Origin of the sequence: Sutcliffiella halmapala, assembly GCF_002019665.1 — a bacterium.
In the GTDB taxonomy this organism is placed as follows: Bacteria; Bacillota; Bacilli; order Bacillales; family Bacillaceae_I; genus Sutcliffiella_A; species Sutcliffiella_A halmapala.
Genome location: NZ_KV917375.1, coordinates 3,256,993 through 3,269,514, shown reverse-complemented (window position 1 = coordinate 3,269,514; position 12,522 = coordinate 3,256,993). Strand labels below are relative to the sequence as shown.

Here is a 12,522-nt window from a genome sequence, read left to right as displayed (position 1 = left end):
TTTAATAGGTTTTGTCGTCGTGTTTTTTCATCATTTTTAGAGTGTTTTATCCACTTCTTTTTCAAAAGCTTCTAAAAGTTTCTCTCTTTCTGTCGTTCCATGTTCTTCCTCCAAAACAGGAATTAACTTTTCCCACAATAATGTTGGCTCATAGAGTTCACGATCGAAATTGCGGTTTAGTTCTTTAATGGTTAAGCCAAGTGCATCTGCATATGCTTTTTGAAGTGGAATATCCGCTTGATCAGGCCCTTCTTCTAGCCATATATCAAGTTCTTCATCTGATATGGTGATGCCATATTTCTTTTCGGCAACAGTCATCCAAGCTTTATTTTGTTGATAATTTTCTTGCGCTTTTTCCATGGCTTCTGCCTCTGATAAGTCTCGTTTATTCGTTAGCTTCTCATCGCCTATAGCTCGTATAACCCATCTTTTTAATTCTGGATCTTGAATGTTCATTGCATCTACTCGACTTACAACATCTTTAAAAATAACAAGATATTCACCATAAGAAAGCTCGCTTTGAGCAAATAGATTTTCTAAAGGTGCTTTTTCTGCTGGATCATTTTGTTCTTGGCATGCTGTTAACAAAACAAGAAAACTGACGATAATAAATATACATAGTTGTTTTTTCATCATTTCTCACCTATTGCTTTTTCTTTTATCCTATCAATAAATCGAGATTAGGGCAAAAAGTAGATAGAAAAGAAGAAAATATTGTGGGGAGTAAATCGGGATAGAAAGGACGTGTACAGCTTTGTTTAAATATATGAAATCCCATAAACTAACGATGTCTATTAATCTCCTATTAGTTTGTATCATAGGAATGGTAGGTTACCATTTTTTTGATTATGTAGATGAGGGGTCGCTTTTTTCCTCTACCACATTAGCATCTGTTCAGGAAATCGAGCATAATGATTATGAAAATAGTGTATTGTATCAGCCTAATAGAGAAGTGACGACATTAGATACTTTAAGTACTCAGCACAGCTTTTTAAATGATGTAACGGGTTGGGGCGGAGTGGAGACGCTTAATCTTCGTAACTTAATTACTTCTGATGAATGGAAAGAATTAAAGGCTGCAGTGAACTGGATGAGAACGGAAGGATTTTCTCCATCGAAAGTTTTAAATGATATGGAGAATGCCTATGGTTTAATTTTATTAGTAGAAAGAAACGGAGACAGAACAGCCCTTCGTTACTTACATCGAATTTTTCATGATTTGGATGTTCAACTAAATGAAGTAACCGAAGAAGAAGGGGACACCAAGATTTGGGGTGTTACGCATTCGTTTGGGAACAATCGAGAAATAAGAAGAGTAAATAATTATTTAAAGCAAAATTTCTAAGAAGGGCGACAGAGTTATGTCATCCTTTTTTTTTTGCGAAAAAGTTCGGAAAATTACGAAAAATAATAAAGAAAACGCAGGAATTTGTCCATCTGTGTAGAAATAGTAATGGTGTGAAAGGGGAGAAGGAGGAATTGACGTGAAAATCACAGAATTTATGGGGAATAAGGTTTGTACTTTCCTATTGGAATCCGAGGGGCATAAAGTGAAAATTGAGTTTATGTATTCCGAACATCATCCAGAAATTCTTGACTATAGCTTTCGAATCAATGGTAATCCTTCCTTGCAAACAAGAAATTTACTAAACAACATCGCAGAAAAGAAAATGAATTCTATCTTTTATGAACTTACGCAAAATGCGATTTAATGGACTCTTATTATAAGGGTCTTTTTTTAATGTAGCTATCTAACTATCATGTTATTTGTGGGATTTTAATATTGGTAGACTAAGGGCAGCTTGAGTCTACCAACAACTATGTTCAAACTATCAAAAAATCAACTAAAACCCCTCCTTTTTTGGAGGATTAACCTAAAAATGATGAAAAAACGAGGAATTTTCGATTTGGTATCCTTCTTATCCGCTTGAGTTGAATTAATATTAAGTCTTTTTTTCTCCATCTTTTGAATGAGGAATGCTTGTTTGTATTCGCAGAAAAATGAGATAATGATAGCTATATGTAAGGGGGAGACATTTATGAAGATTTATGATATATCAAGACCATTGAAAGCAGAAACTCCTACTTGGCCAGGTGATACTGCTTTTTCATACTCACTGAACTGGTCGAAGGAAGAAACTGGCTCGGTAAATGTAGGGAGTATTGAGATGAGTGTGCATACTGCTACGCATGTGGATGCTCCGTTTCATTTTGATAATAAAGGTGCAAAGATGGCGGAATTAGATTTGGCAGTATTTATCGGACCAGCAATTGTATTAGATGTAACAAATGTAGCTAAAATTAACCGGGAAATAATAGCAGACTCGCTGAAAGCAAATGCTAAGAAAAGAATTCTCTTTAAAACAAACGCTTGGGTAAAGGGTGATGAATTTCCTACTTCGATACCTACCTTACATTCTGACGTTGTAGAACTTCTTAAAGAATTAGAGGTTCCATTAATAGGAGTGGATCTACCTAGTGTTGATGAATTGGAAAGTAAAGAGCTGTCTATACATCACCTCTTGCATAAAGCGAACATTGCTATACTTGAGGGGATTGACCTTAGAGAAATAGAAGAAGGAGAGTACCAGTTAGTAGCACTCCCTTTGAAGCTAGAAGAATCGGATGGAAGTCCTGTGAGAGCAGTGTTAATGAAATAATGAGTTATGCTTAAAAAAAAGTGAACTGGAGGAGAAGTGTAAAGTCTTCTCCTTAATTTATAATCCCAGTTCCAACTATTTTTACGCTGATTTTAGGTATTATTTCAATGGTGGGATAGGTTTCCCGCCAATTGATGTCCTTCCAATGTTCGTGATGATGAACGCGAAGCTCTTCACCAACTTTGAGTACATCACTATTTGCAGATTGTATTGTTTCTATAATTTCGGTTGCTTGCATTTCTAAAATAGTGCCAGCTTTTTTTTCTAGTTCATCAACCGTTTCTTTATTTACAGCATGATTTCTTGGATATTCTTCTATCTTAGCAGTTAACTTTAGCTCGACCGTAGCTTTAATATCATTTTTTGATTGAACATTGACCTTTATTTTCCTTTTCGCTTTTCCGATACTAATCGTCACATATCGATTTCTTATAATTTCTTCTTCTGGATGTACCATTAAATTTAATTGAGTTTTCCGTCCTTTTGTCCCACTTAGTAATAGCAGAATCGTGGAGTCAAAGTGATTAAGTGAAACTCCAGTGTAGCTTCTATCACTAATTAACCCAATCCCACTAATTTCAATATCCTTTAAACCATCTATTTGAATTACAGGTAGAAAGAAGTCAGACGCCGGATCAAACATTACGGGGCAAATAGATTGCACCGTTTCATTTGCAATCAATGTATTTACTTCTCCGTTCTCTAACAATTCAGTGACGGCTTCGGTTATTAATGATTCATTTACGGTTTTTAATTTAATAATACTAGCTGCTTCTCCTTTTACAATTGCTAATTTGGCTCCGAGTGGGGCTTTAGGTTCGCGATAGAGGATATCAAAAATAGTATATAAATCTTCCTTTGCTAATTCTTCTCCAACTAAATAAACTCTCGTTTTACTTGGAGATAGTTCACCTGGAATTTTTTGATCTAAGGCTAAGCGTGTACTCCTAAGTGTCATCCCTCTTCCTTCCACTACCGCAACGGTAGCTTCTCCTGCTTCTCCACCTACACTGCGTTTTTTTGTTTCACGAATTGCTACATGTGAAATTATTTCGTTGTTTTCCCCTTTATCAAAGCCAACAGTAAAAGTGAGTTTTAAATCTTTCAATAAACGTTGATCCCAACAACCAGTTAGAAGGGCAATACAAAGCAAAATTTTACAAGTTATGAATAACTTACGATGTTTTGACATTGTTCTGCCCCTTTCTGAATTTTTTCTTTAATAAGCCTAATAGAAGAAAGAGAATAGGAAGGGTAAAGACAAATGTATAAATCGTGTATTCAATGAGTGAATTTATCTTTTCGATAACAAATGAATTTTGCATAAAGAAACCAGAAATAAAGATCGGTACTACAATTATTGGAACAAAAGGTGAATGGGACTCGGTTCCGAATAGTTCCTTTAGTCCCTTACTTGCTTGATATAAATAAATAATAAATGAATTAGTCATTGGAATAACCCAAATGGAAAGAAATATTAAGTCTAACCTTTCAATGATTTCAAAGGATATAGCTTTCAGCATATAAAGTACAGGTTCTGGAACTAACGCAATTTCTTCTGGGCTAAATACCACCAAGCTAGTAAATACAAGGAAGGTATAAATGATAATTACGGTAGCGTTTGCGAGAGTTAATGTCTTAATAGTGTTCTTTTTTTTATTAAGTAAGGGGTAGACCATTAAAATGATTTCAAATCCAATTAATGCAATGAGAACGTCTTTAATACCAAATAAAATGTTCTTAATCCCTTCTTGCCCAACAGGTAAAATATAGGATGTGTTGACATCACGGTAAACGGTTGTTACTAAGATTAGAAAGAAAAGAATCACACCCGTCGATAAACTAAAAAATCGAGCAATCATTAGGATGTTGTCCTTAGCAAGGTAGACGGAAACGACAATAATCAAAATATAGATAACCCAAAAGGGAGTTAAAGCAAGGATCCATTTATTAATTAGGGCAGTTTGGAGAACCGCTACTAACCCGGCAATCGCGGTGAAATATAGGATATAAGTGACCGTAAATAAGGCACCTAAATATCGACCAAAAATACTATTAATTATTTGAAATAAGTTTTTTTCAGGAAATAATTTTGTTAGTTTGAGGAATAAGAACAACCATATCTGAATAACAAACCCAGCAAGAATTGTTGAAATCCATCCATCACCCTTTGCAGTACTATGAACAGCAAAGGGTAAGGAAAGTATTCCTACTCCGATTTGTGATTGGATCAATAGGAAGTACAATTGACCTTGGCTAATTGACTTTTCACTGGCCTTAAGCATAATTATCTCCTTAATTATCCGTTTTTTTCTTTTTTTGAGGCAGTGTGTCTTTAGGGCGGTTTTTAAAATAAGGAAGAGGTATTCGAATAATTGTATCCTTCATTTCAGCCCATCTTAAAGTGGAAAATGGAGCGAAAAAAGGAGTGCCAAAGGACTCTAGTTTACATAGATGAATAATGACAAACATGAGAAAGAAACTCATTCCAATAAAACCGAACAAAGAAGCCATTATCATAAAAGGAAACCCTAATAGACGAATCGAGGACCCCATTTCTGTAATGGGAACGATAAAAGAAGAGATTGCTGTGATAGCAACGACAATTATCATCGTATTTGAAACTAAATTCGCTTCTACAACTGCAGTCCCAATTACTAAACCACCCACTACACCTAAAGTTTGAGCGATGGGATTAGGCAATCGTATGGATGCTTCCCTCAAGATTTCTAGGGTGATTTGCATTGCTAATGCCTCGATTAACGGTGGATAAGGCACATATTCGAGAGATGATTTGATCGAAAACACAATTTCAGTAGGCAACACTTCAAAATGAAAAGATACGATTGCGATGTAAGTTGCTGGTAATCCAATCGTTATTAAAAAACCGATTATTCTTAGAAAGCGAATAAAGGAACCAAAGTACCACCTGCTATTGTAATCGTCTGGAGATTGAAAAAAAGAAAAAAATGTAACAGGTGCGATTAACGCGCTTGGACTGTTATCAGCTATAATAGCAATTCTTCCGTCCATTAGATTTGCTACCGTTCGATCTGGTCTTTCCGTACTTAACATAGATGGGAAAATAGAAAAATTATCACTCATAAATTCTTCTATATGTCCGGGAGCGAGAATGAAATCTGTGTCAATTGCTGCAAGATGCTCTTCCATTTTAGTTACTGTTTTTTTATTGGCTAGATGATCTAGATAAATCATTGCAACTTTCGTGTGTGAATCATTTCCAAGGGAGAAATACTTAACTTTCAACCTAGGGTTTTGGATGCGTTTGCGGATAAGATGAATATTAGTTCCTAAAGCCTCGACAAATCCTTCGTGAGCACCGCGTATAATGGTCTCGCTATCTGGCTCTTCAATACTTCGCTCATTGATAAGTTGTGATTGATAAACCGTTGCAAGAGAATCATCTCTTTTTAAAAGTACAGAGTTTCCTTCCAAGATAAATTTGGATATTTCCTTGATACTGTTAGTTTCTTTAATAAACGCTTGTGGTAAAGTGTTTTGCTTATCCTTTTCGTTATTTATGTAAATGGTCTTAAGGATTTCCTGGTTCATTAATTTTTTGTCAGTTAGACTTTCCAGATAGATAAGAAAGGAGTCCTTATTCTGATACGAAGTATAATCCACCATAAAATCTTCTGAATGAACGAATACTTCACGCAGAATCATTATGTTTTCATCTAAGTTCGTTGTGAGAACAACTGAATCCTCAGAAACCATCGAATCACCTCCCGAGCGTGCATCCCTTACTTTATTTTCCTGTTTAAATGAAGATATTATGCATCGACTACGATTTACTTTAGCGTTATCTTTTTGAAAAATTAACAATAGCTTCAACTTCTATCAACAGTAGTCGGCTAAAATACAAATAAAAGGAAGAAGGGTGATGGAATGAAAGGAAGATTGCATCAAGCATTAGAACAACAGCGTGAATATTATTTGAAAAAGCTTCTATTGATAGGGGTTTACGACTTGAGTATTTTAGAAAAACTAACTACAAGTGAATTGAAAGAGGAGTATAACTATTTTTATAACGATGTCCCAAGCATCAAGAGCAGGTCCAGAAAAAAATCAAATAAGGCATAGTCCTATTTTTAGGGACCATGCCTTATGTTGTTTGTGCATTTTATTCCGCACTTAATTCTTTTTTTAGATCTTCCTGTGCATTTTTGTCAATGTGGAGAGTTCGAGTAGGAAAGGCAATTTCGACGCCCTCTTCTTCAAGTATTTTCATGATTTTTAAATTGGTATCTTCTTTAACTTTTAGAAATTCAGCCCACATAACTGTATTAGTAAAGAAATATAGGAAGACGTTTAAACTACTAGCACCAAAACTATCGAATCGAACTAAGATTGTTTCTTTGTGAATATCTGGATGTTCTTGAAGCATCGTTTCTATCCTTTTAACCACTTTTTCTAAACTGGTTCTTGATGTGTGGTATTGAATGGGAAGTTCAAAGGTAATCTGACGCTTCCCCATTTTGGACCAGTTGGTAATTGGTTCGTTAGATAGGGTTGAATTTGGTACTGTCACAAGAGCTTGTGCAAACGTTCGAATTTTCGTACTTCGGAATGATATGTCCTCTACAACACCTTCGACACTCGGAGTTTTAACCCAATCTCCCATTGTAAATGGCTTTTCAGACACGATAATAAATCCGCCAAGTAGATTTTTCAATGATTCTTGAGCGGCTAATGCAAAAGCTAAACCACCAAGTCCAAGTCCAGCAACAAAACCTCCAACATTGTAGTCCCATTCTTCAAGAACGATGCTTAATGCTAAGGCGACTAAGATAAATCGCAACACCTTTGTGATAAATGGCATAACAATTTTATCTACTTCAAAATCCAGCTTTGTCGAAAGTCTTGAAAACAAAACTGAAGAGGATGGAATGAAATTAAACAATCCCCATGTAATCATAATGATAATGGAAGATCTCATTAATAGTGTTAAGGTCGCTGGCTCCATTAGTTGAAATGGTGCAGTTTTCAATGCGAAGAAAATCCCCAAAATGACAAAGAATGTTCGGACAGGTTTTTCAAACGCTAAGACAATATAGGTGAATAAATCTGTCGGGGTCTTTCGCGTTAATGTTAATATCATCTTGAAAAAATATTTAGTAAAGAGGTTTCTCCATAATAAAAAGAGAAACAGGATAAGGAGCGATCCTCCGAAGTCAATCCAATAGTCAGTGCTTGTCCAAAAATCATTAGTAAAAAAATCAGTGAAGCTATTAATTATTTTGTTCAAAGGAACAAACCTCCTTTAGTTACTTAGGTTTTTAGTGCATTCGGTTATGCCTTCAAATGGCTATCAATATATCATAAATCATTATAATACTACGTTCCTTGTCATATTTCAATTCATAGAAAAGCAACGAATTATTAGAATAATTGATATTTTTGTAGTATTCGAAATTATATAGTGGTAGTATTTTACTATATAATTACTTCGGTTTACGAACAATGGAGGTCAAATATATGTTAATTACATGGAAGATAATGAAATCCATCTTATTCTTTCTGTTAGTATCGATATTGCTAATTTTAGCCGTATTATTTCCAAGGTCGCCAGATATTGCTGTTCAAGGAAGAGCGATGACGCTCGAATATGGCTATGAATTTTCGTGGGAAGCCTACAAACATAACATTTCGATGTTTCTCCATGATGTAAAAGAAAATAAAACGTTAGGTTTTACTAGATATAATAATCCCGCTGAAGAAGAAATTTGGTTACATATGGCTAGAAGTTTAAAAGTAATTCTTGCTGCATTTTTTATAACGCTCACTTTTGGTGTGTTAAAAGGAATCTATGATTTTTATGATAGGTGGAGCGGTTGGAATGTATTTGGTAAAGGAATGACGTGGTTATTACAATCCATTCCTGATTTTTTCCTTATTATCTGCTTACAATGGCTAATCATATTTTATCTCCCTTTTATAAGAATATTTGGTCATGACCATTGGTATAGCTTCATACTACCTGCTTTCTTAGTATCTATGTATCCGATGCTGTATATTGCAAGAATAACTTCTGCTTCACTTGGTAGTGAAAAAGGAAAGCCCTATATTCAGGTAGCGAGATCGAAAGGACTCTCTAAAGAAAAGGTACTATGGAAGCATATGCTTCGTAATAGTCTGTACCCTATATTTTCTAACTTAACGGCAATGATGCTCTATTTGTTATCTAATCTATTAATTGTAGAGTATTTATTAGATTATCGTGGAGCAGCCTACCGGATGTTTCAGGCATTTGACGTAAGTAAAGCAATCTCAGGAGGAATGAACCTTATTAATGAATCGGGTTTAATTATTGGATTCGGTCTTTGTTTTATGATAATTGTCTTTATTTCTCAAATAATTACTCTGCTTGTTATTAAGAAAGTAGAGCCTAGGTAGGTGAATGAATATGAAACGTAATTGGACATTAGTCATCGGAAGTTCTTTTTTAATTTTCTTAGTAGTAGTAACACTTATCGGGCCTTTTCTCCCGTTTATTGATAATGTTCTAGAAAGTAGGCGGGTAGTGTTTACTGAAACAGGAATAGAGACGGCACCTTTTGAACCTTCTGGTAACCACCTTTTTGGAACAGATAGAGAAGGAAGAGACTTACTAAGCATTATTGTAGTTGGGGCAAGAGATACGTTGCTGTTAATAGTAGCAATTACACTTTTACGTTATAGCATTGCTATTACTTTAGCCTTATTATCTGTGAATAAGAAAGGGCCAGCCAATTGGGTTTTACAAGGGTGGCATCAAATATTTTCTGCATTACCAGTCATTTTTTCGGCAATCATTTTGTTAAACCTTCCCATATTCGTATTTCACGAGAATAGATATTTATGGGCAATTATTATATTGGCTTGTATTGAAGTTGGCAGAGTGGGGACAATCCTTCAAAATCAATTCTACAGAATAAAGCAAACACCATATGTAGAGGCAGGCATCACAGTTGGCGTTTCCAACTATACGTTATTTACTAAATATTATCTACCAAATGCTTTACCTGAACTTATGGTACAATTCTTTCTGGATTTAGGGAGAATTGCTTTATTAATCGGGCAGCTAGGGATCTTTAGTATTTTTATCACTCAGGAATTTGTTCAACTAAACTATGGGTACGGCGAAATTCAGAATACTAGCTTTAACTGGGCAACTTTATTAGGCCAAGCAAGGGGAGATGTTCTTCGCTCCTTTTGGATTCCATTTTTCCCAGCACTTGCACTAGCATTTACCGTTTTAACATTCAACATATTTGGGGAAGGCTTGAGAAAACACTTCCATCGCATAGAAACATAAGACTGTCGAAAAAACTCGACAGTCTTTTCTTTGTTCTTTAGAATAGAATGGATGTGCAATTCAGTGTGTTAGGAGAAAATAGCGATGGGGAGAAGGTTTTCAATCCTACAAAATCTAACTCATCAGTTCACGTCATGGCTGATGGGAACTTTATTAATTCTTGTGATAGCGATTGTTGCAAAATATTTCGGTAATCTTTTTCCTGCAATAGGTGGAGTGATTTTTGCACTATTAATCGGGATTATTATTAGAAATAGTATGCCATTGAGCGAGCGTTTTCAACCTGGAATTCAATTTGTAGTGAAGAACATTTTAAAACTGGCGATTGTCCTTTTAGGAGCAACATTAAGTATTCGTAGTATTTTAGAAATAGGTTCACAATCTATCTTCATTATTTTACTGGTAGTAATAGGAGGGATCTTAGTAACTATAATTGTAGGTAGACTATTGAAAATTGATAAGATGCTCAGTCTACTTATAGGAATAGGAACTAGTATTTGTGGAGCAACTGCTATTTCTGTTGTGAAAGGGGTTGTTCACGCGAAAGAATCAGTCACTGCTTATGCTATATCAACCATCTTTTTTTTCAATATACTGGCGACAATTCTGTATCCCTGGATTGGACAATGGCTGCATTTAAATACGATCCAACTCGGAATATGGATAGGAACTACTATTCATGATACATCCTCAGTTGTAGCTGTAGGGTATCTTGTCGGAGAAGAAGTAGGTGAGATTGCCACAACTGTGAAGCTTGTCAGGACCTTATTTATTCTTCCGTTAGTTTTCGTGATTTCTTTCCTACTCGTAAATAAAAGTAATGATAAGAATGCGAGTCTTAAAGGTGCTTTTCCAGTTTTTATTATTGGTTTCCTTTTGATGAGTGTTTTCTATTCTGTAGGCGTGATATCGGAAGAACTGAGTACTATATTAGGAACGCTTGCTAAGTTTCTAATAGTGATGGTGATGGCTGGAGTAGGTCTCCAAGTGGAATGGAAAAAGATGCGTAATCTTGGGCTAAAGCCGTTTATTGCTGGATTTATTGCTTCATTGTTTGTGACGTTAATAAGTTTAATTTATGTACTATATGTGATTGGATAGCACCCACGGTAAGTGGGTGTTTTTTTTATATGGAAAAAAGCTCTAGTTTTTGAGGAAGGGCAAGCACCAACTAAATAGTGCTATAAAAAAATGGAAAATAAGAGTATGACGGCGAACAGATTAGCTGTTTTTTTCATAGGATAGAGAGTGAACTTATTTACTATTATGTTTGTTAGGGTGATTTAAATGACTTTTTCAAAAAAACAATCACATACAGTCAAAGTTCGTAAAGTGTTTGATTGTGTAAGTTCAACATCTGTTATTCATTTGAGTATTCCAATAACAAAATCATCCAATGTTGCAAAGGTCGATACATATCAATACAATGCAATTTCGGATGGAGTACAAACTGTATATACGAATGATCATGAACTTACTGAATACGGAAATCGTGGAATACTGGACCCGACAACAGTATCTTATGTGAATCTATTTATAAATGGAGTCTTACAGCCACCTGTAACTTATGTAGTGAAAAAGGGGGTTCTTGAACTTAGAACGGAGGATGTTCCGATACAGGGAGCGCCTATTATCGTGCAATTTATTACAATCTACCACTCCTAACGCAGGTGGAAAATAAGTCACTTGCGATGGAGTGGTAATACTTAATTGAATTAAGTGAGTACCGTTGTATCAGATGTTGGAGAATAAATGATTAACTCTAACACGATCGGTGTATCTGCTAAAAGAGGCTCGGAATCTTCCGGAACAGTAATATCAAGAGAACCTGTTGTTGTAGGGCCAGGTGTATATGTGGATATTCCCGCCATTTGTAGAACTCCATTGATATAAACGTTATAGTAGCTGTTTTCTGTTTCTATTTCAGGCAGTTCCACGGGAACGGCTCCTGTATCATCAAAAAAGTCGCTTGTATCAATAGATAGTGTGGCTTCGGCTGCTGTTTCACCTGTAGTTACATAAAAAAACTTCTGCGATTCTGGTTCAATACTAATGGTGGTAGTAACTCCTACAAATAATTTCATAAGCTGTAATGCCATATTTTCACCCCCTCACTTTTGTGAGAATATACCTCGCACTCCTATCTTATGAACTACAAGTAATGTTTGTCCTAGTCATACCACATGAAAATAGAATCAAAAACACACAAATTAAAAAGCAAGCAATTCTCCTCAGAGATATTTGCTTGCTTTTATGAAATGGCGTTTTCTTTTTCTGGGTTTATGTCGATTTGATCTAATAAAATATTTCTTAATGATGCTAAATAAAAAGGGGAGAGCATCGTTGTGATATCCTGCCATAAATCTCTTTTAGGACGATAAACAATAAGCTTAATTTCCTGTAATGATTTTTTCTGTAGAAAAAGTCGATAGCGTCTACTTTCGATGGGTTCAGTTTCATCTATAAATTCTAATATGATGGTTTGTTCCATTTCGATAATGGGATGAACGATGGCAAAAGATTGCAAAAGAATCACCTTTTCCT

At 35.3% G+C, this 12,522-nt stretch carries 15 protein-coding genes; 8 read left to right on the top strand and 7 right to left on the bottom strand.

The annotated features are described in order from the left end of the window. Nucleotides 1–36 precede the first annotated feature (36 nt). Nucleotides 37–636 (bottom strand): hypothetical protein, encoded by a 600-nt coding sequence (locus BK580_RS16160; RefSeq protein WP_211279040.1) that lies wholly within the window; start codon nt 634–636, stop codon nt 37–39. Nucleotides 637–754: 118 nt separating this feature from the next. Between BK580_RS16160 and BK580_RS16155 the strand changes: the two genes are divergently transcribed. From BK580_RS16155 to kynB, 3 genes are all read left to right on the top strand, one after another. Beyond that, nucleotides 755–1,345, top strand: coding sequence for a hypothetical protein (locus BK580_RS16155; protein WP_078381336.1), 591 nt, complete (start codon nt 755–757; stop codon nt 1,343–1,345). A gap of 139 nt (nt 1,346–1,484) precedes the next feature. Then, the gene (locus tag BK580_RS16150) at nt 1,485–1,712 is read left to right on the top strand and encodes a hypothetical protein (protein ID WP_078381335.1); all 228 of its coding nucleotides are present in this window, start codon (nt 1,485–1,487) and stop codon (nt 1,710–1,712) included. A 327-nt stretch (nt 1,713–2,039) separates the two neighbouring features. Next, entirely contained in the window at nt 2,040–2,660 is a 621-nt protein-coding gene (kynB, locus tag BK580_RS16145; protein ID WP_078381334.1) for an arylformamidase, read from the top strand. Between the two features lie 52 nt (nt 2,661–2,712). Here kynB and BK580_RS16140 read toward each other — a convergent pair whose 3' ends face one another. Genes BK580_RS16140 through BK580_RS16130 form a run of 3 tightly spaced genes read right to left on the bottom strand, consistent with a single transcriptional unit; the run spans nt 2,713 to nt 6,398 of the window. Further along, on the bottom strand, nt 2,713–3,852 hold the full coding sequence (locus BK580_RS16140) for a Ger(x)C family spore germination protein (protein WP_078381333.1): 1,140 nt from the start codon (nt 3,850–3,852) through the stop codon (nt 2,713–2,715). Beyond that, nucleotides 3,836–4,945 carry a GerAB/ArcD/ProY family transporter gene (locus tag BK580_RS16135; protein WP_078381332.1) on the bottom strand — a complete coding sequence of 370 codons (1,110 nt, stop codon included), beginning with the start codon at nt 4,943–4,945 and terminating at the stop codon, nt 3,836–3,838. The genes BK580_RS16140 and BK580_RS16135 overlap by 17 nt, the downstream gene beginning before the upstream one ends. Before the next feature lie 10 nt (nt 4,946–4,955). Further along, nucleotides 4,956–6,398 carry a spore germination protein gene (locus BK580_RS16130; RefSeq protein WP_078381331.1) on the bottom strand — a complete coding sequence of 481 codons (1,443 nt, stop codon included), beginning with the start codon at nt 6,396–6,398 and terminating at the stop codon, nt 4,956–4,958. Between the two features lie 171 nt (nt 6,399–6,569). Between BK580_RS16130 and BK580_RS16125 the strand changes: the two genes are divergently transcribed. Then, the gene (locus BK580_RS16125; protein ID WP_078381330.1) at nt 6,570–6,764 is read left to right on the top strand and encodes a stress protein; all 195 of its coding nucleotides are present in this window, start codon (nt 6,570–6,572) and stop codon (nt 6,762–6,764) included. A 40-nt stretch (nt 6,765–6,804) separates the two neighbouring features. Here the strand turns inward: BK580_RS16125 and BK580_RS16120 are convergent, their stop codons facing one another. Then, on the bottom strand, nt 6,805–7,929 hold the full coding sequence (locus BK580_RS16120) for a mechanosensitive ion channel family protein (protein WP_235864058.1): 1,125 nt from the start codon (nt 7,927–7,929) through the stop codon (nt 6,805–6,807). Nucleotides 7,930–8,159: 230 nt separating this feature from the next. On the opposite strand from BK580_RS16120, the gene BK580_RS16115 reads away from it, so the two are divergent. From BK580_RS16115 to BK580_RS16100, 4 genes are all read left to right on the top strand, one after another. Beyond that, complete coding sequence (locus BK580_RS16115; protein ID WP_169865058.1) at nt 8,160–9,077, top strand: ABC transporter permease subunit; 918 nt, start codon at nt 8,160–8,162, stop codon at nt 9,075–9,077. Nucleotides 9,078–9,087: 10 nt separating this feature from the next. Beyond that, the gene (locus BK580_RS16110; protein WP_078381328.1) at nt 9,088–9,978 is read left to right on the top strand and encodes an ABC transporter permease; all 891 of its coding nucleotides are present in this window, start codon (nt 9,088–9,090) and stop codon (nt 9,976–9,978) included. 84 nt (nt 9,979–10,062) lie between these two features. Then, entirely contained in the window at nt 10,063–11,079 is a 1,017-nt protein-coding gene (locus BK580_RS16105) for a YeiH family protein (protein WP_078381327.1), read from the top strand. Nucleotides 11,080–11,265: 186 nt separating this feature from the next. Beyond that, nucleotides 11,266–11,643 (top strand): DUF4183 domain-containing protein, encoded by a 378-nt coding sequence (locus BK580_RS16100; RefSeq protein WP_078381326.1) that lies wholly within the window; start codon nt 11,266–11,268, stop codon nt 11,641–11,643. Between the two features lie 50 nt (nt 11,644–11,693). Here BK580_RS16100 and BK580_RS16095 read toward each other — a convergent pair whose 3' ends face one another. Next, nucleotides 11,694–12,077: a DUF4183 domain-containing protein gene (locus BK580_RS16095; RefSeq protein WP_078381325.1), complete on the bottom strand. Its 384-nt coding sequence runs from the start codon at nt 12,075–12,077 to the stop codon at nt 11,694–11,696. A 152-nt stretch (nt 12,078–12,229) separates the two neighbouring features. Next, the gene (locus BK580_RS16090; RefSeq protein WP_078381324.1) at nt 12,230–12,505 is read right to left on the bottom strand and encodes a hypothetical protein; all 276 of its coding nucleotides are present in this window, start codon (nt 12,503–12,505) and stop codon (nt 12,230–12,232) included. Between the last annotated feature and the right edge of the window lie 17 nt (nt 12,506–12,522).

Coding starts and splice junctions, on each gene's coding strand:
- BK580_RS16125 (WP_078381330.1), top strand. CDS start 6,570: ATGAAAGGAAGATTGCATCAAGCATTAGAACAACAGCGTGAATATTAT.
- BK580_RS16115 (WP_169865058.1), top strand. CDS start 8,160: ATGTTAATTACATGGAAGATAATGAAATCCATCTTATTCTTTCTGTTA.
- BK580_RS16130 (WP_078381331.1), bottom strand. CDS start 6,398: ATGGTTTCTGAGGATTCAGTTGTTCTCACAACGAACTTAGATGAAAAC.
- BK580_RS16095 (WP_078381325.1), bottom strand. CDS start 12,077: ATGGCATTACAGCTTATGAAATTATTTGTAGGAGTTACTACCACCATT.
- BK580_RS16140 (WP_078381333.1), bottom strand. CDS start 3,852: ATGTCAAAACATCGTAAGTTATTCATAACTTGTAAAATTTTGCTTTGT.
- BK580_RS16135 (WP_078381332.1), bottom strand. CDS start 4,945: ATGCTTAAGGCCAGTGAAAAGTCAATTAGCCAAGGTCAATTGTACTTC.
- kynB (WP_078381334.1), top strand. CDS start 2,040: ATGAAGATTTATGATATATCAAGACCATTGAAAGCAGAAACTCCTACT.
- BK580_RS16160 (WP_211279040.1), bottom strand. CDS start 636: ATGATGAAAAAACAACTATGTATATTTATTATCGTCAGTTTTCTTGTT.
- BK580_RS16100 (WP_078381326.1), top strand. CDS start 11,266: ATGACTTTTTCAAAAAAACAATCACATACAGTCAAAGTTCGTAAAGTG.
- BK580_RS16105 (WP_078381327.1), top strand. CDS start 10,063: ATGGGGAGAAGGTTTTCAATCCTACAAAATCTAACTCATCAGTTCACG.
- BK580_RS16110 (WP_078381328.1), top strand. CDS start 9,088: ATGAAACGTAATTGGACATTAGTCATCGGAAGTTCTTTTTTAATTTTC.